The sequence below is a fragment of the Polyangiaceae bacterium genome (genome assembly GCA_015075635.1).
Lineage (GTDB): Bacteria > Myxococcota_A > Polyangia > Polyangiales > Polyangiaceae > JADJKB01.
This window is the reverse complement of sequence record JABTUA010000002.1, coordinates 1,999,836-2,020,039: the sequence shown is the minus strand read 5'-3', so window position 1 is coordinate 2,020,039 and position 20,204 is coordinate 1,999,836. Positions and strand designations below refer to the sequence as shown.

Sequence of the window (20,204 nt, the reverse complement as noted above, 5' to 3'; positions counted from 1 at the left end):
AGCAGCATCGGTGATCGCTTAGGCCGCTGCACGACGTGAACTCGCTGAGTTTCCGGGGGCTCGATAGGCATGTGCACGGCGCTCGACGGACTGAAGCAGGTGAAGGCGACGACGGTTCGGGTCTGGGGCCTCGTGGAGCAGCAGGTCGAGCAAGACTGGGTCGTCGCGGCCTTCGATGACGACGGCGAGCAGGTCGGTTGCGTGCTGGCTCATGAGCACGCTCCAGCGTCGTGCCGGGAGAAGGAATCCCGGGCGGACCGCGCTGCGCAAGGCGTGAAGGAGCGCTCGGCTCGCGGCCAGCGAGAGAAGAGCGGCGTAGAGCATGGCCTCTACGACGGCGCGCTTTCGGCTCGGGATCTGGTCGAGCCGGTAGTGCGACTTCAGCTCCTTGAAGAGCAACTCGACTTCCCAGCGGACGGCGTACACGCGGGCGATATCGGCCGGCTGGAGCGCCTCGACGCCGATGTTGGTGATGTACAGGTGGTACTCGCCGGAGGCTTCGTCCCGCACGCCGACGACACGGAAGGTGCGGACCTCGCTGGAGCAGCGCCCGGCGTAGACGCGATGGCGGGAGCGAACCTGTACGGTGACGTCGAGTTCCTCGCGCTGCAGGCGGTCGACGACATCCCAGATGCACTGCCCGACGACGGCGACCGACCGGCCGCGCCAGCGTCGATTCTGAGCAACGATGACCGGGTTGGAGCTGCGCTTGAGCCGGGACACGAAGTAGCCACGGATCTCGTCGAGGCGGCGGAAGAGGCGGAAGTCGAAGTAGCCGAGGTCGAAGAGCAACAACTTGCCGCGAGCCCACGGGCCGAGGACGAGGGCACGGCGATCATGGCGGCGCTCGGCGGTCACCTTGACGGTCTGCTTGCCAGCCCCCGCCACGCACATCACCACATGCACCTTCGCGGCAGCCCGGGTGTGGTTGGTGCGGCAGGCCGGAAACGTCTTGGCCAGCAGCTCGTGCAGGCGGATGACCGTCGAGTCCGCGATCAGGATGTCGCGGAACTGATTGAGCCGCCCAGATGCGGGCCGGCTCAGCCCCAGGACTGCTGGAGCACGCCGTCGAGCAGCTGCCGGAGCAGCCTCACCAGCGCCGGCGTGAACCGGCGGCAGAAGCTGCTCTCCTCCAGCGTGGTCCGCGAGACCCTCTCGTAGACGCGACGCAGGCCCGCGATGGTCCGGACTTTCCCGGCGGAAAAGCCGAGGATAAGGCTCCAGACCAGGGCGTAGGCGTCGACCTTCCGGACGCGCTGGAACGCGCCCGTCGCCCGAGCGCTCGCTTCGACGAGCGACGGCGGAAGGAACTTGCGGAGCGTGCGGTGAATCGGTACCGATGGCGAGCGGGGCATGCGTCCTCCGAGCTGTGTCGCAACCGCGAGGTCGCACGCTTGCCCCGTTTCCACAACTCCGCGCACCGCGCGAACGGTGGATCACGCGCGCAAGCGATCGGAATGATCCAGGATTCCGCTTACCCGAACACCCATGCAAGCAGCAGTTGTCCACCGTCGTGGGCCCGCCCTTCGCGAACGGGTCGATGTGCTCGATGGTGAGGAACTCAGTCGCGTTCAGCGTCTTGCCTCGAGTCAGCGCCTCGCGTCCGTTCGCATCAGGAGACGGCGCTCCTCCGGCCCGGCCGGACTGTCTATTTGCCGAACACCGCCGCCCTTCGGCGTCGGTGAAGGTGCACTGGTCGCCGTCCCGCTCCCTGACCGCTCGCTGGACTTCCACCGGAACGTGCCGCGAGCCCGGCTTCGTCTCGCGGCGCTTGCGGGGCTTGCCCGCGCCGGCGCGGCGCTTCGTCTCCCGCTCGATGAGCAGGTCCAGCGCGCGCTCGAGGATCGTCGCGAGGTCGCCGCTGGGCACCGTGTGGCTGAGCAGCGCCCGGGCCTGCTCGAGCTTGTCGCGGAACGCAGCGTGGGCGCTGAATTCCACGCGAACGCTCTCCGGCGAGAGCGGCTCGACGCGAGGGCGAGGCGCCTGGGCCGGCGGGGCCGGGGTACCTGCCCCGGACCATGTGGACAACTGCCCTTGTACCGGCTCGGGCGTGACCGGGGTGATGGTCGGCGGCACGGCCGGCCGCGGGAACCAGCGGGCGAGCAGCTCCTCGAGCTGTCGCTTGGACTTCCCTCGCGCCTCGGCGAGGAGCTGCTCGGCGTTGTCGTCCGTCAGGTGGCCGGAGAGCAGGAACAGCCCCGTCAGGTGGAGCTCGCCGCTGGCGAGGTCATCGAGCACCTGGGGGAACTGCTGGGCCAGGCGGGCCACACGCACACGCTTGGTCGCGCTGTCCTCGGAATAGCCGAGGCGCTCGGTGCAGTAGGCGAAGAGGGAGGAACACGCATCGAAATAGACAGTCCGGCCGAGCCGGAGGAACTCGCTTCCGGTCTGCCGCAGTCGCGGAATCGCTGTCGGTGGTGTGGCGTGGAACGGGAACAACACAGCCTGCGGCGGTCGAGCTCTGCCAGGTGGAAGATGACGTTGGCGCACGCCGACCGCTCCGAGCTCACGGCGGCCGAGAGCCGCTCGCGGAGCTCGTGGTCGGAGACCGAAGAGAGAGCGTTCATGCTTTCTGGTCTATCACGCGAGTTTTCGAGCTCGCTGCTGACATGCTGAGCGCGTTTCGAGCACCAGAACGCGTCGCGCGTCGTCGCGCACGCGAACGCGCGCGAGCAGGCGACGACGCGCGAGCGAGAGGCCATCACCCGCGTGGTCGTCGAACGCGAGCGCGAGTCGCTCGAAATTGCGTCAAGAGAAGTCGACGAATCGATGCTCTTTCTCTCAGGTCACCGTACGCTGAAATGGTGCTGGCACGCCCCCCAGCGACTGGGGCGTGCACGGGATGCCCTCGGTGGTCTTTGTCAGCGGCAGCGCCGTGGGTCCGGAAGCTGCGCGTCGAGCTCGAGTCCGATGGCGCTCCAGCCAGGCAGCTGCACGCAGTGCCGCACTCGCGGTCATCGAGCTCTGCGTCGTGCGCTCGACCACTGCGCCGACGCCGCCAGCGCTTCACCAACGCCCGGCGCCACCCGAGAGCCACGCCCCGACCTCCAGTTCCGGCCCGTCCTGACCTCGAGTGCGAATTTGCGCCTGCTCGCGCGCCGTACCCGTGACCGTCCTCAACTCTTCAAGAACGCGTCGCTTCTCAACCTCTGTCCGGCCCGACTACCGAGCGGAACTGGGCGCCACCGCCTTCGCGGTGTCCTCGGCGGCCTTCTGGCGATCTTTCGCGTCGCGTTTCTTGGCGGCGTCGGCGAGCTCCGCCGCGGCCTTCCCGTAGCGATCGGCGACGGCCTTGAAGTAGGCGGCGTCAGCGCCGGCGGGGCGCGCGATCTCCAGCAAGCGTGCCGCGTCGAACGCGGCCAGGCCCGCGCGATTGCCTTTGCCCTTGGCGAGCTCGTCGAGCTTCGCCACGTCGCCCACCCCTTTGGGCAGGTGCGGTCCCCGGAGCATCATCTCGGCGGCGTCCTTCGGGCCGCTCTGGAGCGCCGCCGACAACGCGGCGACGAGCTCTGCTTCGTCCTTCAGCGCGCCCCCGAGCTTGCCACCGGCTAGCGCGCTCGCCGCGGCGCTGAAGTCCGCCGCGCGCCAGTAACGCTGGCCCAGCGCGAACAGGGCGCGGCCGAGCAGACGCCGCGTCTCCGCGGCCAGGTTCTTGTCCGCCTCGAGCTTGGCGCGTGTCGTCTTCGGCAACCCACGCTCGACGAGGGCGCGCAGGAGCGCCGCGTCGCTCGGTTTCGCGGACGCGAACACGCGCTCGGCATAAGGCGTGGGCAGGAGCGTGGCCAAGCGTTCGGCGTCGGTCTTCGGCGCCGCCGCCGGCAGCTCCGGCAGCAGCAGCGAGTCCAGCGCGTCGATGCGCCGGCCCGCGTACACCTCGGACAGGAGCTTGCGCGCGCGCTCGACCCGCGCGTCGTGGACCACGCCGGCCTCGGCGAGCTTCTTCAGGCCCACCAGCGCCGCGTCGCGACCGCGGTTCTTGCGGGGCTCGAGCGCCTGCTCCAGCGCGCCGAAGTAGGCCTCCTTCAGCTCGGGATCCTTCGCCATCTCGTCCGGCACCGGCGCCGAGCGGGCCACTTCGACGAAGCGCAAATCGGCCAGGCCCGCCTCCACCGCCACCACGGCCTTGCCGTAGCCCTCCAGGTTCGAGCCGTGGAGCGACACGGAGTAGATGGCCTTGGCCTGCCCCTCGATCCAGTGCTTGAGCGGACCCGACACGAACTGGTTCACCCGAGCCTTGCTGTAGGGTGCCGCAAGCTTGGGCGCCTCCCGCACCAGCCGCGCCGCCCGTGCGGCGAAGCCGAGCCCCATCAGCGTGTCGCGCAGCTCCGGTTCGAGGCCCGCGGGCGGTTTGGCCAGGTACGGCTCGACGAGGACGTCGCCGCAGGCCACCGGGGCGAGCTCGGCGCGGAGCGCGCGCCCGAGGCCCACCGGCAGCTTCCCGCAGCCTTCGAGCGCGGCGAGCGCGCCGTCCCGCTCCGCCGCGTCGCTCTTGCCGAGCGCGTCGGCCAGGAGCCCGTGCGTGTTCCTGTCGTCGCAGCTCGCGGCGGGGGCGCTCCGCTCGGCGAAGGCTCTGCACTCCGCGGGCGGCGGCGGGACCTTGTCCGCGTCACCCGGGAGCTGCATCCCGGGCTCCTCGGTCTGAGCGGTGGGAGCCGCGGCAGGGGGCGGCGTGCTGGGCGGCGTGGCGGCGGGCGGCGGCGCACCGGCGCAACCGGTGGTGAGAGCAGCGAGCGAGACGAGGATCGAGAGCGAACGGCGCATGCGTCCCGTCTAGAGCGGCTCGGCGGCGGACGCTAGCGCCGACACGTCTTCCGCACGCTGCCGGCGCCGTCGGCGTCGATGGTCGTGAAGTAGACCGCGTTCTGGTCGATCGCCACGCCCATGACCGAGAAGTCGCCGGACTCGAGCAGCGCCTTCGGGCCGCTGGTGAAGACCGCGCCGTAGGTCGGGTTTGCCGGGGACTGGCGCACGCCCCAGTACGCGCCTTGAGCGTCGGCGGCGATGCCCTCGACGGAGCCGAGGGCCGCGTGCAGGAGCTCCGTGGCGCCGCCGCTCTCGGGGCAGCGGTACACGCTCGAGAGCTGATCCGGCTCCATCGCGGACCAATGGACGAAAGTGCCGTCGAGGGCGACGTTGCGTGGCAGCCAGTAGCCGCTGGCGAGGACCGTGGATTTTCCGCCAGTGTGCGGCACACGCTGGATGGTGCCGTCGCCGGCGACGTTGCTGAAGTACACGCCGCCGGCGTTCACCGCGACGTCCCAGGGCTCGCCGAGCGCGGAGCCGAGCGTCTCGACTGCGCCCCCGCTCTTTGGCTTGCGCATGACGCGGCCGTTGCCGGGCGGACCCACGCCGTCCGTGAAGTAGACTTGGCTGCCGTACAGGGCGACGCCTTGCGGCCGGGTCAACCCACCCGCGAAGGTCTCGGTGCCGAGCGCAGTCGAACGGATGACGGCGCCGTCGGTTCCGCCCAGTCCTTGCGTGACCCAGAAGGCGGCGGCGCCTTCTGACGCCAGCTGGTTCACGGCCGGCTGCCCGCTGGCGATCACCACCGCTGCTCCGCCGCCAGTTGGGACGCGCACCACCTTGCCCTCGAAGGACCAAGCCGCGGCGAACACCCACGCGCCCGATACCGCGATGGACGCGGGCTGAAAGTCGAGCTTGGCCAGAACCTCCGCCTGGCCCGGCGGAACGCCGCACTCCTCGGGCACACCCGCCTCCACGTCGAGCACGACGGGCGGCTCGGGGAGGCCGGAGCGCGAGCCACAGGCGAAGAGCGCGAAGGGCAAGAACACGAGCAACGGGAGGCCGTGCATCCGGTCCCGGTTCTACCCGCGATCGCCGGCCGCGAGCTATAGTGCCGCCGTGTCGCGTACGCCGGCCCTGATCGTCGCGCTCGTTGCCCTCGCGGCGTGCGAGTCCCAGAGCGCTCCGGCGCCGAGCGCGTCCTCGAAACCGAGCGTGCGTCAGCTCGGACAGCGGGTGGTGGCGGCGATGGCCGCCGGCGACGCCGCGCCCATCGCGGCGCTACTGCCCAAGACCGGCGCCGAGGTGCGCGTGGAGATCCGCCAGTCCCTGGTCGAGACGGACGAGCGCACCGCGGACACGCTGCGCTCACCCGCGGACGTCGAAAGCTGGCTCGCCAAGACCCGCCCGAAGTGGACCTGCTCGGGCGAAGGCTGCGCCTGGCCCGGCGGGCTCAAGACCGGGGAGCTCGCCCGCTGCATCGGCGACTGCTGCTTCTCGGACTGGCCCAACGGCATCGAGAAGCACGCGCTGTACGTGCGCCGCGTGTGCGTGGCGGCCCGCGAGGCGGGGGAGCCACGGCTCTCGTACATCGGCTTCGTGGAGGCAAAATGAAGACGCGACTCCTGCTCACCGCGGCGCTCCTCTGCATGGGCTGCGGCGAGGATCCCGAGGAGACCGAGACGCTCCCGCCGAGGCCGCTCAGCGTGATGACCTTCAACGTGCTCTGCTCGCTGTGCGGCGGCAAAGAGTACGATCCTTGGGAAGAGCGCCTCGGATATTTCGCCGACATCTTCGCGCGGCACGATCCCGATCTGATCGGGCTGCAAGAGCTCACGCCGCTGGCGGGTGAGGTCGACGCGCTGCTCGAGGCGGCGCCGGGGCGCGGGGCGCTCTTCTTCGAGCAAGAGGGCTGGCTGCCCTACCCGGACGCCGCGATCTTCTATCGGAAGTCCCGCTTCAGCGTGCTCGAGCAGGGCACGTATTGGCTGAGCCCGACGCCGGACGTGCCGCGCTCGACGGGGTTTGCCGATCCGCAGCTGGCGCGGCTGGTGGTCTGGGCTCGCCTGCTGGACAAGGCAGGGAACCGGGAGATGTTCTTCGCCAGCACCCACTTCGACAACAACTCGCCGAGCCAGGAGAAGAGCGCCCCGCTGGTGCTGGAGCGCACGGCGCCCTTCGCCGCGGCGATGCCGGTGGTGTTCGTCGGTGACTTCAACTCCCAGCCGAGCGATCCGGCCTACGCGACGCTCGAGAGCGCGTTCCAGAACGCCTACGATCTGGCGCCGAGCCCTGGCGTCGCCGAAAACCAGGATCCGGACCCGGTCTACGACCCTGCGAGCCGCATCGATCACGTGTTCGTGGCGGGCGCCGGGGTGACCTGGAGCGCGTCGAGCTGGTTGGCGGATCTCTACGTATACGGCTCGCAGAAGCGCTACCCGTCGGATCACTTCGCCATCGTGACCACGCTGGACAGGCAGTGAGCCACGCGCGATAACGCGCGCATGTTCTCCGAGAAGAACCCTGCGGATCTGTCCCCGCTCTCCAAGGTCCTTGCCACCGGCAAGGACGAGGTTCACCGGATCGTCGAGGCCGCCCGGAAGGCGCAGCCGGACTGGGCCGCCCGCTCCGTGGACGCCCGAGCCGAAGCCCTGCTCGCGCTGGCGCGGCGCCTGATGGAGCAGCGGGCGGAGGGCCTGCCGATCTTGGCCGACGAGACCGGTCGCAGCGAGACCGAGTGCCTGATGAGCGAGATCGCCAGCGCGCTCGAGTTCTTCAAGCAGGCGATCCGCGCCGGCAAGAAGGCGCTCGCGCCCGAGAAGATCAAGCTGTCGGGTCTCGACTACCCCGGGAAGAAGGCGGTGGTCGAGCTCGTGCCCCGGGGCGTCATCGGCATCATCGCGCCCTGGAACTACCCGCTCGGGAATTTCATGAAGTCGCTGGTGCCTGCGCTGCTCTCCGGCAATGCCGTGGTGCTCAAGCCCAGCGAGCAGACGCCTCGCACCGGAGCGTGGCTGGCCAAGGTCGCCGGCGAGGTGTTGCCGAAGAACCTGGTGGGGCTGGTGCAGGGCGCCGGCGAGGTGGGCGAGGCGCTGCTCGACGCGCCCATCGACGCCGTCGTGTTCACCGGCTCGGTCAAGACCGGCAAGCGCGTCGCGGTGCGGGCGGCGGAGAAGCTCATCCCGTACTCCGTCGAGCTCGGCGGCAAGGACGCCGCCATCGTGCTCGCGGACTGCGACCTCGATCGCACCGTGGCCGGCATCGCCCAGTGGGGGATGCACAATTGTGGGCAGAACTGCGCGGGCGTGGAGCGCGTGTACGTCGAAGCGGCCATCGCCGATCAGTTCGTCGAGAAGCTCGGCCGCTTCGTGGCCTCGCTGCGCGTCGCCCCGCAGAAGGGCGCGAGCGATCTCGGCCCGCTTCAGAACGAGCCGCAGCTCCGCATCGTCGAGCGGCACGTGAACGACGCCAAGGAGCGCGGCGCGAAGGTCGTCTGCGGCGGCGAGCCCACCGGCAAGGGCTACGGATTCGCGCCCACGGTGCTCGATCGCTGCACGAACGAAATGGCGGTGATGCGCGAGGAGACCTTCGGCCCGGTGCTCGGGGTGGTTCGCGTCAAGGACGCTGAGGAGGCGCTCCGGCTCGCCAACGACTCCGCCTACGGGCTCAACGGCTCGGTCTGGACGCGGGACGTCCAGCGCGGGGAGGAGCTCGCGCGGCGGATGGCAGTGGGCGTCGCGCTGGTCAACAACCACGCCATCACCGGCATCTTGCCGGAGACCCCCTGGACGGGCGTGAAGGACACCGGTCCCGGCGTCGCGTCGAGCCGGCACGCGTACCTGACCTTCACCCGCCCGCGCACCGTCTTCGTGGACAAGTCGAGCAAGCCCGATCCGTGGTGGATGCCCGCGGACGACAACCTGCGCGCGCTGGGCGAGGCGCTGATCGAACGCCAGCTCCACGGCGGCCTCGGCGTGCTGCTCCGCCTGGGCGGCCTGGTGGGCAAACGCGTCAAGGCCATTCAGGCCGCGGTGAACGCACCGGCGCCGAAGGCACTGCCCGCAGCCAAGGACGACGCCGCCGAATGAAGCCCTGGCGCATCGTCGACAGCGCGGTGGTGCTCGAGCGGCGCTGGCTCACCGTGCGCCAGCAGCGCATCGAGCTGCCCCACGGCGGCGAAATCGACGAATTCCACCTGATCGAAGCCCCGGACTGGACCGGCATCCTCGCGCTCACCGACGACCAGCGCCACGTGGTGATGGTCGAGCAATACCGCCACGGCGCGGGGCGGGTGAGCCGGGAGCTCCCCGCCGGCGTCGTGGACGGGAACGAGTCGGTGCTCGACGCGGCGGTGCGGGAGCTGCGCGAGGAGACGGGCTACGAAGCCGAAGACTGGGAGCCGCTGCTCACGGTGAACACCGAGCCCAGCCGCCACACCAACCGCGCGCACTTTTTCTTCGCGAAGAGCGCCCGGCGAGTCGCCGAGCAGAAGCTCGACGCGAGCGAGCACATCCGCGTGGAGCTGGTGCCGGTCAGCCAGCTCGTGCCGAAGATCGAGCAGGGCGAGATCTTCCACGGGGTCCACGTCGCGGCCATTCTGCTGGCTGGGCACCGCGGACTGATCTCGCTCCGTTGACTACTTCCCGGCGAGCCCCGTCACCGTCTGCCACAGCGCCAGCCCCACGCCCACCAGCGACTCGCCGGCGATGAGCCCCGCGGCGAGCACGATCATGAAGCGCTTCGACCAGCCGGGCTGGAGTTTGGTGACGACGGCGGCGAGCACCGCGCCCACGAACATGGATATGGAGTTGTAGGCCGGTACGACGGCGGCCAGGCCCAGGCTGTTGGCGCTCGGCACGTAGCTGCGGATCTTCTCCGGCGCGAGCTTCTCGAGGGCTGCCAGCACGACGCCGAGCGCGACCGCGATGGCCATGGCCTCCAGCGCCTTGGGGGGCATGGCGGAGAAGCCCACCTTGAACAGCTCGGCGACGGCCTTCCACGCCGCCACTGCCGGCGCCGGCCACTCCGGCGTGAGCAGCATCTTCTTGGGATCCGGCACCAGCACCAGGTATCCGGCGGAGCCGACGACCGCGCCCATGAGCACGCCGCAGGTCTGCCCGATGGCCTGCTGCCGGGGAGACGCGCCGATGAGCGCGCCGGTCTTGAGATCGTGCAGCAGATCACCAACCTGGCTCGCCGCCCCGCCGGTCACGTTGGCGGCCATCAGGTTGCCCGCCACGTCGCCCGGCGAGAGCACGCCGAAGAGGAGCTGCGTGACCTTGCCCATGGGGCCGACCGGCGTGATGCCCGTCTCGCCCGAGACACGACCGGCGACCACGGCCAAGAGGAAGGTGAACACCACGGCGCCCGCCGCCAGCCAGAGCGGCACACCGAAGAACGCCACCTGCGGAACCGTCGCGAGCACCAGCACCACCACGATGCCGGTGATGAAGACCTTGCGCGGCACGTCCTCCGGATCAGGCGCGACGTTGCCCGCGCCGCCTCGCAGCGCGCTCACGATGCTGCGCCAGCTGAAGGCGAAGCTGGTCAGGGAGGCGGCCACCATCATGCCCACGCCGGGCCAGAGCAGCCACTTGTTGATGGCGCCGAACCACGGCGTGGTCGCGTCGAGCTTGCCGGGGCTTGCCCAGCCGGCATCCAGGGCGATGGGCGACAAGATGCCCCAGGCCACGACGGTGCCGAGCAGGAGCGAGACCCCGGCGCGAAGCCCGATGATGGCGCCGACGCCGATCATGAGCACCGAAGGATCGAGCGCGAGCCCCAGGTTCGCGAAGGTGTAGCTCTGCGCGCCGCTGGCACCGCCGGCCTTCGCCGCGATGGACGCCGGCGGGCCCCAAGCGTGGAGCTTGGCGAAGTGCGCGAGGAGCTTGGTTCCGCCGCCCACCGCGGCGCCCGCCAGGAGGAGCTTCACGCGCGCCATGGCTTCCTTGCCGTGGGCGTAGATCTGCTTGATGGTCTCGGCGCTGGCGACGCCGCCTGGGAAGGGGAGCTTGTCGACCATGATCATCTGGCGCCGGAGACCCACCGCCACCACCACGCCCACCAGGCTCACCGCGGCGGTCCAGATCACCAGCGCGGCCCAGCCGAGCTTCTCGCCGGTCAGGATGGTGTACGCGGGAATGGGCGCGACCAGCCCGGCGGAGCTGATGGACGCGGCCGCCGAGGCCGCGGTCTGGTTGATGTTGTTCTCCAACATGCCGAAGGGGCGGCTGCGGCTCGCGACCTTGAACAGCGCGAACGCCAGCAGCATCGCGGTGATGCTCATGTTGAAGCCCCAGCCGATCTTGAGGCCCGCGTAGATGTTGCTCAGGGAGAGCACTCCACCGAGCAAGCAACCGGTCAGCACCGCGCGCAGCGTGAGCTGGGGCGACTCGCGGTCGAGAGGCGGGTACTCGCTCGGGGACTCGACTTCGGCGGCTGCTTCGACGGTGGGCGGCGTGGTCGCGCTGGGTGTCTCGCTCATCGTCGATCCGCATAACCCAAGCGCTCCGGTTCACCAAGCGCGAAGCCACGGACCGCCGGCGCTCCGCCGGCGCATGCGGGGCACACCGAGTCCGGGTTGCTCGAGCCTCCGGACGCGCCTAGCCTGACCGCATGACCTTCACGAGGGCGGCGCTCGCCTGTCTCGTGCTGAACGGGGACGAAGGGTGAGCGCGCGCACGACCGGCTCGCGTGCCGGCTTGGCCCTCAGGGTCATCGCGGTCCTGGAGCTGGTGTCGGTGGCGCGCCTGCTGGCGATCAGCTTCCTGCGCGAGAGCGCGATGGACGAGCTCCGGAGCGGCAGGCGAGCGAGCGAAGAGGTCTTCGCGAAGCTGGCGACCCTCTCGTCGATCTCGCTCTGGGGACACGTGGCGCTCGTGACCGGCATCGTCGCAGCCGTCGTGCTCTTCGCCGTGTCGGCGAAGCAGGCACGAGCCTGGGCTTTCGGCGCCGCTGGCGCGCTGTTCGTACACTTCGCGCTGCTGGTGGCGTCGCGGCTCCGGGAGGCGGGGGCAGAGCTGACCGCTTGGCACAAGCTCACCTGGTGGGCGGATGGCGCCACGCTCGCGGTCGGGCTCGCGCTCCCGCTCGTGGCGGCGCTGCGCGCTGCGCCAGGGTCGCTCGGACGCATCGGGGTCGCAGGCGCCGGCGTCATCGTGCTGGTGGACCTGGGCGCCTCGGCGTACGGCCTCTCCGCCGAGCGCTACCCGCCGATGCTGGCCTGGATCGAGCGCCTCATCGCCCTGGTCGGCGCGGTGTGGTTCGCAGGCATCGCGTTCCCCTTGGCCAAGCGCGTCGCATCCGGCGAGGACTCGGCCCCCGCGCGCGCTGCGCCCGACTACATCGACGGCACGCCGCTCCGCCTCCTCGGCTGGGCGCTCATCGCGCGCATCGGCGCCGGCATCGCAGTGCAGATCCCGCTGACGCTCTCCATGGTGAACGGCGACTACGACTCGGCCGGGATCTTCACCACCCTCGGCGTCGGCCTCGGGGTGCTGATCAGCATCGGCGTATTGGCCGCTCTCGTGCAGTATCAGCGCTTCCCCGAGACCCATCGCAGCGACTCCGTCGTGCTGGCGGTTGGCCTGCTCCTCTTGGGCGTGGCGCTCGACATCTACGCAGGCGTCGCCGCAGACAAGCTCTTCTCGCTCGCCGGTCAGGCCAAGCGCGCCAGCTCCTTCTGGAGCATGCCCAGCTTCTCGGAGATCGAGACGCTACAGGCGACTCTCACCTGGGGCGGACGCGCGAGCGTGCTGGTCGGCATCGGCGCGGGCCTGGCGCTGATGAGCTCGCTCAAGGCCACGGCCCGAGCGGTCGGCTCGGACGAGCTCGCCGAGCGCGCCGGCCGAGCGGTCGGTCTCCTGATCGCAGCGGGCTTCGGCGCCGTTCTCACCGGCGTGCTGATGGAGTCGCTGAAGCGCGACGCGATACCCATCCTGCTGCTCCTGGCTGCCGCGCTGCTGATCGTCGCCGTCCTCCTGCTCGCGACCTGGACGAAGCTGCTCTTCGGCCTGGCGAACGAGCTCGAGCGCGGGCCGCCGTCGAGCCGGAGCGAATAGCGTGGCCCGGTGCCGCGCGGCTCAACGGCCTGTCACGCTTCGGCGTAAAGTCCGCGCGTCACCCCATGCGACTCTGCTGGCTCACGTTGGCACTGGCTCTCGGTTGCGCGGAGCGCCCGCGCGAAACGCCCGCGCCCGCGCTCGCGCCCGCCGCCTCGTCGGCCCCGGCCTTGCCGCCGCCGGTCGTCCTGCCCGCGGACGCCTCTCCGCCCGCGGGTCCGCGCTTGAGCGCCCTCGGCTACGCCATCACCGAGACCTACCGCATGCCGCGGCTCGAGTGGCGCCGCTGGCAGGAGCTCTACTGGCAAGGAGTCGCCGACGCGCTGCCGCCGCTGCCGCCGGAGGCCGCGGCGGGCTCGGCTGCCTGCCCCGCGGGCATGCTGCGGGTGAAGGGCGGCTTCGTGCTGGACGACAAGGGACGCGCCGACACCGACCAGGTCGCCGCCTACCAGAACGCGGTCTGCACCTTCTGGCGCACGCCGGATCACGGCGAGAACGGCCTCTGCGATCGCTTCGACGCTGACCGGTGGCGGGCGAAGGTGGCGACGCTGCCCAAGCAGCCCATGGACTTCTGCATCGACCGCTACGAGTACCCGAACGCCCACGGCGAGTTTCCGCTCGTGGTGGTGACGTTCTCGGAGGCGGAGGCCTTCTGCAAGAAAGAGCGGAAGCGGGTGTGCAGCGAGAACGAATGGACCTTCGCCTGCGAAGGCGAGGAGGCGCTGCCCTATCCGTACGGCTTCGAGCGCGACGCCGAGAAGTGCAACATCAGCGTCCTCGGCCCGGGGCCGACCAAGGACATGTTCAGCCCGCGCACCACCAAGGACACGGCGAAGGGCATCGATCTCTCGTGGCGCGGCAAGCGCTCCGGTGAGATGGCGGCCTGCAAGAGCCCCTTCGGGGTGATGGACCTGACCGGCAACGTGGACGAGTGGACGGTCAACTCTCGCAAATACGGGCGCAAGATGATCATGAAGGGCGGGCACTGGGGACCGGCGCGGCAGCGCTGCCGCCCGGCGACCCGCGGGCACGGTCCGTTCTACGTGCGCTACGACCAGGGCTTCCGCTGCTGCGCGGAGGTCACGGGATCCGCACGCTGACCTTCGCGGGCGCGCCGCGCGCGGCGACCAGCCCCGCGGCGCGGAGCCCGCGCAACGCCTCCACGATGCAGTCGGAGGCGCTCTCTGCCGTCTCGTTCGGCGGCGCCACCCCGGCGGTCAGCACTTCTCCTTTGGCGCTCAGGTAGGCGGTGGCGACGAAGCCCTTGGGCAGCCCCTCGCGGCACTTGCGCGTGGCGTAGCTCGCCTGGCGCGCGAACAGCGAGGCACGCGGCGCCGGCACCTCGCGCGGCGCGTCGGCAGCCTCCACCTCGAAGGAGGTCTCGGCCAGCCCTTCGCCGCTCTTCGGGCGCGGCCAGCGCCGGCTCTTGACCAGCTCGAGCACGCAGCTCTCCGCTTCGCGATCGCCGAGCGTCGTGTCGGTGAGGTAGGCCCAGCGCACCTGACCCGAGCGATCGACGCGCATGCGCACGTTGACCCGGCCGCCGATGGCGCTGAGCCGCTCGCTGGCCCGCTCCACGCAGGCGACGAAGCGCGGGTGCAGCTCCGCGAGCTTTCGCTCGACCCCCTCCTGACTCATGCCGCCGATCTCCGACTCCAGCGAGAGCGGGCCGGGATCCACCGCCTCTTCCACCACGGGCCCAGCGCCCGGCTCGGCCACGCGTGCGGGCGGCGCCTCCACGGACGCGCACGCACCCAGAAGGAGCGCACTTGCTGCCAAGCGGAGGCCGGATCCCATGCCGTCGTCCCACTGACACGCCCCGGCCGGGGTCTTGCACGAAAGCGGGAAATCGCGGCGTTTTTGCCGTCCCAAGGTGCAGGGCGTTTGGAGCTTTGGTGCAGGCGGGATCCAGCCCTTGGCGAGCGGGCGAAAAAGCGGCACATACCCCGCGTCATGGCTACTTCCAAGGTCGCAATCGTCCGCACTTCGCCAAAGACCGTCCTCGAGGACTACCACCGCCTGATGAACCTGGCGGGCTACCAGGAGGTGGTCGACAAGACCGCGGACACCGGCCTGAAGGTCAACATCTCCTGGCACTTCTTCTACCCCGGCTCGTCCACCACCCCCTGGCAGCTCGAGGGCGTCATCCGCGCCATGAAGCAGGACGGCTACAAGAGCGAGCTGATCCACGCCTGCCACAACCGCACCGTGGTCATCGACGCCCACCTGGGTGAGCGCGAGAACAAGCAGGTGGACGTGGTCGAGGCCCACGGCCTGCGCAACGTGCACCTGTACGAGGGCGAAGAGTGGATCGACGTGCGCGACGCCGTCGGCGATCTGACCAAGAAGTTCCTGTGCCTGAACGAGGTCTACCCGAAGGGCTTCAGCATCCCGAAGCGCTTCATCGGCGAGAACATCATCCACCTGCCCACGGTGAAGACCCACATCTTCACCACCACCACGGGCGCGATGAAGAACGCCTTCGGCGGCCTCTTGAACGAGCACCGCCACTGGACGCACCCGGTCATCCACGAGACCTTGGTCGACCTGCTGATGATCCAGAAGAAGATCCACCGCGGCGTGTTCGCGGTGATGGACGGCACCTTCGCCGGAGACGGCCCCGGTCCGCGCTGCATGGTGCCCCACGTGAAGAACGTGCTGCTCGCCAGCAGCGACCAGGTCGCCATCGACGCAGTCGCCGCCAAGCTGATGGGCATGGACCCGATGCGGGACCTCAAGTTCGTGCGCCTGGCCCACGAGCAGGGGCTCGGCGTCGGTGATCCGCGGGACATCGAGATCGTCGGCGACGCCGACGCGGCCAAGGAGAACTGGCACTTCGACGGCCCCTTCAAGCAGATGACCTTCGCCAGCCGGAACCAGCACCGCATCTACTGGGGCCCACTGAAGAAGCCGGTGGAGTGGTCGCTCAAGACCTGGCTCGCGCCCTGGGCCTACGTGGCGAGCGTCGCCTACCACGATCTGTTCTGGTACCCGTACTACGGCAAGGCGCGCGTGGAAGAGACGCTGCGCAGCGACTGGGGCCGGCTCTTCGCCAACTGGGGCAAGGTGCAGCCGGACGCGGCCGGTCTGGGCTACCCCGACGTCGGCGCGGAGCACCCGGAGCTGGTGCGCACCGGGCTCAAACACTTCGCCGAGGGCTTCCGCCTGGTCGGCATGGCCGTGGCGGAGAGCCCGGAGATCCAGGCGCGCAAGCGTCGCGCCGCGCAGGCTGAGCTCTGATGCCCAGCTGCGCGGACTGCGGCAAGGACACGCCCGCCGACCAGGCCGCGATGACGGCTGACGGCCCGATCTGCAGGGCGTGCCACGACGAGCGACTGGTCCAGGCTCAGGACGTGCGCGTCCGTGCCGCGAAGGCCCTGGGTCGGCACGATCCGGAGAACGCCTTCGGCGACGCCACCTTCAACCCGCGGAAACGCAAGGCCGCGGTGGCCCTGTTCGTGGTGTCGCTCGGCCTCTTGCTCGTGCTCTACGCGATGAAGCTCGCGAACGTGCTCTAAGTCGACCTTCGCTGTGGTATTCGGCCGACATGTCGCGCCGTCTCATGATCCCCTCGCTCGCGCTGGGCCTGGCCCTCGGCTGTGGTCCGACCCAGAGCGCGCTCCCTCCCGAAAACCCCACGCCCGCCGAGGCAAAAGTGAACCCAGCAGCAGATCTCCACCGTGCAGCTCTCGCCGAGGTCGCGCGGCTGCGCAAGGCGGCCGACCAGGATCCGATGCTCGCGGTGTGGAGCGGGCCCTACGGTGGCGTGCCGCCCTGGGACAAGGCGAAGGCCGAGCACTTTCCCAAGGCCTTCGAGGCCGGGATCGCGCTGCTCTTGGCCGAGGTGGACGCCATCGCCAAGAACCCGGAGCCTGCGAGCTTCGACAACACGCTTCGGGCGCTGGAGGACGCCGGCCGGCATCAGAGCCGCGCGGAGACGCTGTTCAGCGTTCTCTCCGGCAACCTGAACACCCCCGAGGTGCAGGCCGTCGACCGCGAGTGGTCGCCGAGGATCACCGAGGCCTACGACAAGATCACCTTCAACGAGCAGCTCTTCGCGCGGATCTCGGCGGTCCACGCGGCCCGGAACGCCGCGGGGCTCACGGCGGAGCAGAGGCGCCTGGTCGAGCGGGTCTACGACAACTACGTGCGCGCCGGCGCCAAGCTCAGCGCCGAGCAGAAGAAGCGCATGGGCGAGATCAACCAGGAGCTCGCCGTCCTCTACACCGACTTCGGCAACAAGGTGCTCGCCGACGAGGACACCTGGATCGTGCTGGAGAAGAAGGAAGACCTCGCCGGCCTGCCGGACTCGCTGCGCCAGAGCTACCAGGCCGCGGCGAAGGAGAAGAAGCTCGAGGGCAAGTGGGCCGTGGTCAACACGCGCTCCAGCGTCGATCCGTTCCTGACCTCGTCCGCGCGGCGCGATCTGCGCGAGAAGGTCTGGAAGGCGTTCAAGAACCGCGGCGACAACGGCGACAAGAACGACACCAACGCCACCATCGCCAAGATCGTGAAGCTCCGGGCCGAGCGCGCGGCGCTGCTGGGCTACGCCTCCCACGCCCATTGGCGCATGTCCGACACCATGGCCAAGGACCCGAAGAAGGCGAGCGAGCTGATGCTGCGGGTCTGGCCGGCTGCGGTCGCTCGGGTCAAGGAAGAAGTCGCGGACATGAGCGCCCTGGCCAAGAAGGACAAGGTGCAGGTGTTCGAGCCCTGGGACTACCTCTACTACGCGGAGAAGGTGCGCAAGGCGAAGTACGCCCTCGATCAGGCAGAGCTGAAGCCGTACTTCGAGCTGAACAACATGATCCAGGCCGCCTTCTGGATGGCTGGAGAGCTCTACGGCCTGAGCTTCACGGAGATCCCCGGCAAGGTCCCGGTCTTCCGCCCCGACGTCCGGGTCTGGGAGGTGAAGGACAAGGCCAGCGGCAAATACGTCGGTCTGTTCTACGGAGACTACTTCGCGCGGCAGCACAAGCGGTCCGGCGCCTGGGCCTCCGGTTACCAGGGGCACGAGACCTTCACCGGCAAGGTGCTCACCCCCATCACGTCCAACAACAACAACTTCGTGGCGGGAGAGGCCGGGAAGCCCGTGCTCATCTCGCTGGACGACGCGCAGACGCTGTTCCACGAGTTCGGGCACGCGCTGCACGGCCTGCTCTCGGAGGTGAACTACCCCGGTCTCGCCTCCACACCTCGCGACTTCGTCGAGTACCCGTCCCAGGTGCACGAGATGTGGGTCCTGACCCGGCCGGTGCTCGACCGCTTCGCCAAGCACGCCGAGACGGGCAAGCCCATGCCGCAGGCGCTGGTGGACAAGGTGATGGCGTCCCGCAAGTTCAACACGGGCTACACCACCGTCGAGTACCTGTCGGCGGCCATCGTCGACATGGAGCTCCACACCAAGGCCGACGGCGTCGTCGATCCGGACGCCTTCGAGCGCGAGACCATGCAGAAGATCGGCGCGCCCAGGGAAGTGGCGATGCGCCACCGCGTGCCGCAGTTCAACCACCTCTTCACCAGCGACTCGTACTCCGCCGGGTACTACAGCTACCTGTGGTCGGAGGTCATGGACGCGGACACCCGCAAGGCGTTCGAGGAGGCCGGCAACGTGTTCGACAAGGCGACGGCGGACAAGCTCAGGAAGTACATCCTGGCGCCGGGCAACGGCACCGACCGCGCCGAGGCCTACCGCCAGTTCCGCGGCCGCGATCCGGACGTGAAGGCGCTGCTCGAAAAGCGCGGTTTCCCGACGAACTGAGCGGTCACTTCCACTCGGCGCAGCCGCCGAACAGCGCGGACGCCGCGCCGTTGGAGTTGACCGCGGTGCAGAGCGTGCCGCAGATCTTGCTCGCGCTCTGCCCTGGGCAGCACTTGTTGGTCGCGTTCACGAAAGGCATCGCCCCGGGGATGCCGCCGCCGCATTGGGCGCCGGCGGCCTCGGTGGCAAAGCAATCGAGCACGCTCGCGTCCGCCGCGCCGCCGGCCGTCGCGTCCGCTTCGCACTTCGTCAGGCAACCGCTGCACTCGGTGTGCTTCGGGCCGCTGAAGCCCAGCGCCTCGAGCTGCGGGCCCAGCACCGGCTCGACGGTGGCGTTCTCGGCGGCGCAGTCGCCGATCAGCTGGCAGTAGGTCTGGCACTTCGCGGTGGGGGTGGTGCCGCAGCTCACCTCGTTCGGGTTGGTGAAGGTGGCCGCGCCTTCGCTGCACTGGAAGTTGGCACTGGCGTCCGGCGCCGTGAGCTTCCAGGGGCTCCCCTTGGCCAGACCCTTGGGGTGGAAGAGTAGGTAGTCGATCATCCACGCGTTGGCCTTGGAGAGCCAGGCATGACCCAGGTTCTTGCCGTGGCAGTGCGCCTGCTCGACCTTCTGCTCGTAGTACTGGCTCGCGAGCGCGGCTTGCTCGACGAAATTGAACTCGGGCACCGTCACGCCCGAGGCGCTGCCGCTCCAGGCGTCGTTGTCGCCGCCCCAGGTGACCAGCACGGCGACGTCGTCGAGCACCGGCGGCGGCTCCGGCGCGGTGAAGTCGAAGATGCCCGAGGCCGGGATACCACCGGCGAGCAGGCTCGAGCGCTCGCGCAAGACGCGGTTGGTGAAGATGCCGCCGGCGGAGTGCCCCGAGACGTAGATGCGCTTCGCGTCCACCGGGTGGTGAAACGCGACGCACTTCACCAGCTGGTCGAAATACTCCAGGTCCGCGTTGGGCAGGCTCTCGTCTTCCGGCGCGCGCAGGCCGTCCCAGACCGGCCAGAGCGTGCCGTTGCCGGCGCTGTCGGGCGCCAGCACGATGAAGCCGGCGGCGACGAAGTCCTGCAAGTCGGCGCGGTCGTAGATCTGCTTGCCGGTCTCGCCGGTGCCGTTGAAGGCGACCATCAGCGGGCGGGGCCCAGGGCTCGCGGGCAGCTCCAGGTAGAAGCTGCGCGCCTGACCGGCGACGTCGAAGCCTCCGTGCTGACCGCTCGCCGGCGCGCTCTGGAACGCGGCCGGGCAGTCCGTGGCGCTCGACGCGAGCGCGACCGGGGGCACCAGCACCAGCGGATCCGAGCTGCCGCCGCCCGAGCCGCCGGTGCCGCCGCCGCCGCTGCCGCCACTACCTCCGCCGGAGTCGTCACCGCCGCAGGCGGAAGCGAGGAGGGCGAGGCCGAGCGCGGGCAGGACACGGAGCGACATGGGGCTCGGAAGGTACGGCAGAACACCCGCGCGGAAAAGCAGAGCTCGGGGACGTCGGAGAATTTGCGCCACGAACGCCACGAACGCCACGGAAGAAGAGAGGAAGAAGAAGATCTTGGTGTCAGACCCGAGGGCGGGTCGCCCGCTGCGATGGTCTTGTTCCTCCGTGCGCTGGTCCCAGCACGTCATCCGACCTGACAGGACATCCAGGACGGAAGGTCCTGCTCGG

General features: G+C 69.8%; 15 protein-coding genes. 9 read left to right on the top strand and 6 right to left on the bottom strand.

What is annotated here, in order from left to right:
- Positions 1-18: 18 nt before the first annotated feature.
- The 3 genes from HS104_25280 to HS104_25270 all read right to left on the bottom strand — a co-directional run bounded on the left by HS104_25280 (position 19) and on the right by HS104_25270 (position 5,813).
- Positions 19-2,439, bottom strand: a complete 2,421-nt coding sequence (locus HS104_25280) for an IS4 family transposase (protein MBE7483275.1) — start codon at positions 2,437-2,439, stop codon at positions 19-21.
- Positions 2,440-3,162: 723 nt separating this feature from the next.
- Positions 3,163-4,761, bottom strand: coding sequence for a hypothetical protein (locus HS104_25275; GenBank protein ID MBE7483274.1), 1,599 nt, complete (start codon positions 4,759-4,761; stop codon positions 3,163-3,165).
- Positions 4,762-4,793: 32 nt separating this feature from the next.
- Complete coding sequence (locus tag HS104_25270) at positions 4,794-5,813, bottom strand: hypothetical protein (GenBank protein ID MBE7483273.1); 1,020 nt, start codon at positions 5,811-5,813, stop codon at positions 4,794-4,796.
- A gap of 49 nt (positions 5,814-5,862) precedes the next feature.
- Here HS104_25270 and HS104_25265 point away from each other — a divergent pair, with 49 nt between their 5' ends.
- The 4 genes from HS104_25265 to HS104_25250 are packed head-to-tail and all read left to right on the top strand — an operon-like array spanning position 5,863 to position 9,379.
- Complete coding sequence (locus tag HS104_25265) at positions 5,863-6,357, top strand: hypothetical protein (GenBank protein MBE7483272.1); 495 nt, start codon at positions 5,863-5,865, stop codon at positions 6,355-6,357.
- Positions 6,354-7,226, top strand: coding sequence for an endonuclease/exonuclease/phosphatase family protein (locus HS104_25260; protein MBE7483271.1), 873 nt, complete (start codon positions 6,354-6,356; stop codon positions 7,224-7,226). The genes HS104_25265 and HS104_25260 overlap by 4 nt, the downstream gene beginning before the upstream one ends.
- 21 nt (positions 7,227-7,247) lie before the next feature.
- On the top strand, positions 7,248-8,831 hold the full coding sequence (locus HS104_25255; protein ID MBE7483270.1) for an aldehyde dehydrogenase family protein: 1,584 nt from the start codon (positions 7,248-7,250) through the stop codon (positions 8,829-8,831).
- Entirely contained in the window at positions 8,828-9,379 is a 552-nt protein-coding gene (locus tag HS104_25250) for an NUDIX hydrolase (GenBank protein ID MBE7483269.1), read from the top strand. The genes HS104_25255 and HS104_25250 overlap by 4 nt, the downstream gene beginning before the upstream one ends.
- On the opposite strand, the gene HS104_25245 is transcribed toward HS104_25250, so the two are convergent.
- The gene (locus HS104_25245) at positions 9,380-11,227 is read right to left on the bottom strand and encodes an OPT/YSL family transporter (GenBank protein ID MBE7483268.1); all 1,848 of its coding nucleotides are present in this window, start codon (positions 11,225-11,227) and stop codon (positions 9,380-9,382) included.
- A gap of 184 nt (positions 11,228-11,411) precedes the next feature.
- Between HS104_25245 and HS104_25240 the strand changes: the two genes are divergently transcribed.
- Positions 11,412-12,803: a hypothetical protein gene (locus HS104_25240; GenBank protein MBE7483267.1), complete on the top strand. Its 1,392-nt coding sequence runs from the start codon at positions 11,412-11,414 to the stop codon at positions 12,801-12,803.
- 65 nt (positions 12,804-12,868) lie between these two features.
- Entirely contained in the window at positions 12,869-13,903 is a 1,035-nt protein-coding gene (locus HS104_25235; protein ID MBE7483266.1) for an SUMF1/EgtB/PvdO family nonheme iron enzyme, read from the top strand.
- Here HS104_25235 and HS104_25230 read toward each other — a convergent pair.
- Positions 13,884-14,600, bottom strand: a complete 717-nt coding sequence (locus tag HS104_25230; protein MBE7483265.1) for an AgmX/PglI C-terminal domain-containing protein — start codon at positions 14,598-14,600, stop codon at positions 13,884-13,886. The two genes, HS104_25235 and HS104_25230, sit on opposite strands and share 20 nt — an antisense overlap.
- Positions 14,601-14,756: 156 nt before the next feature.
- Here HS104_25230 and HS104_25225 point away from each other — a divergent pair, with 156 nt between their 5' ends.
- Genes HS104_25225 through HS104_25215 form a run of 3 tightly spaced genes read left to right on the top strand, consistent with a single transcriptional unit; the run spans position 14,757 to position 18,564 of the window.
- Positions 14,757-16,043, top strand: coding sequence for a DUF362 domain-containing protein (locus HS104_25225; protein ID MBE7483264.1), 1,287 nt, complete (start codon positions 14,757-14,759; stop codon positions 16,041-16,043).
- Complete coding sequence (locus HS104_25220; GenBank protein ID MBE7483263.1) at positions 16,043-16,321, top strand: hypothetical protein; 279 nt, start codon at positions 16,043-16,045, stop codon at positions 16,319-16,321. Before HS104_25225 ends, HS104_25220 begins: the two co-directional genes overlap by 1 nt.
- Positions 16,322-16,365: 44 nt before the next feature.
- A complete protein-coding gene (locus HS104_25215) occupies positions 16,366-18,564 on the top strand; it encodes a M3 family metallopeptidase (GenBank protein ID MBE7483262.1) in 2,199 nt (732 codons plus the stop codon).
- Between the two features lie 4 nt (positions 18,565-18,568).
- On the opposite strand, the gene HS104_25210 is transcribed toward HS104_25215, so the two are convergent.
- Positions 18,569-19,975, bottom strand: coding sequence for a prolyl oligopeptidase family serine peptidase (locus HS104_25210; GenBank protein ID MBE7483261.1), 1,407 nt, complete (start codon positions 19,973-19,975; stop codon positions 18,569-18,571).
- Between the last annotated feature and the right edge of the window lie 229 nt (positions 19,976-20,204).

Bases quoted from the DNA above. Each gene is read 5' to 3' on its own strand.
- HS104_25250 (MBE7483269.1), top strand. From the start codon at position 8,828: ATGAAGCCCTGGCGCATCGTCGACAGCGCGGTGGTGCTCGAGCGGCGC.
- HS104_25275 (MBE7483274.1), bottom strand. From the start codon at position 4,761: ATGCGCCGTTCGCTCTCGATCCTCGTCTCGCTCGCTGCTCTCACCACC.
- HS104_25260 (MBE7483271.1), top strand. From the start codon at position 6,354: ATGAAGACGCGACTCCTGCTCACCGCGGCGCTCCTCTGCATGGGCTGC.
- HS104_25235 (MBE7483266.1), top strand. From the start codon at position 12,869: ATGCGACTCTGCTGGCTCACGTTGGCACTGGCTCTCGGTTGCGCGGAG.
- HS104_25245 (MBE7483268.1), bottom strand. From the start codon at position 11,227: ATGAGCGAGACACCCAGCGCGACCACGCCGCCCACCGTCGAAGCAGCC.
- HS104_25230 (MBE7483265.1), bottom strand. From the start codon at position 14,600: ATGGGATCCGGCCTCCGCTTGGCAGCAAGTGCGCTCCTTCTGGGTGCG.
- HS104_25270 (MBE7483273.1), bottom strand. From the start codon at position 5,813: ATGCACGGCCTCCCGTTGCTCGTGTTCTTGCCCTTCGCGCTCTTCGCC.
- HS104_25220 (MBE7483263.1), top strand. From the start codon at position 16,043: ATGCCCAGCTGCGCGGACTGCGGCAAGGACACGCCCGCCGACCAGGCC.
- HS104_25210 (MBE7483261.1), bottom strand. From the start codon at position 19,975: ATGTCGCTCCGTGTCCTGCCCGCGCTCGGCCTCGCCCTCCTCGCTTCC.
- HS104_25215 (MBE7483262.1), top strand. From the start codon at position 16,366: ATGATCCCCTCGCTCGCGCTGGGCCTGGCCCTCGGCTGTGGTCCGACC.
- HS104_25225 (MBE7483264.1), top strand. From the start codon at position 14,757: ATGGCTACTTCCAAGGTCGCAATCGTCCGCACTTCGCCAAAGACCGTC.
- HS104_25255 (MBE7483270.1), top strand. From the start codon at position 7,248: ATGTTCTCCGAGAAGAACCCTGCGGATCTGTCCCCGCTCTCCAAGGTC.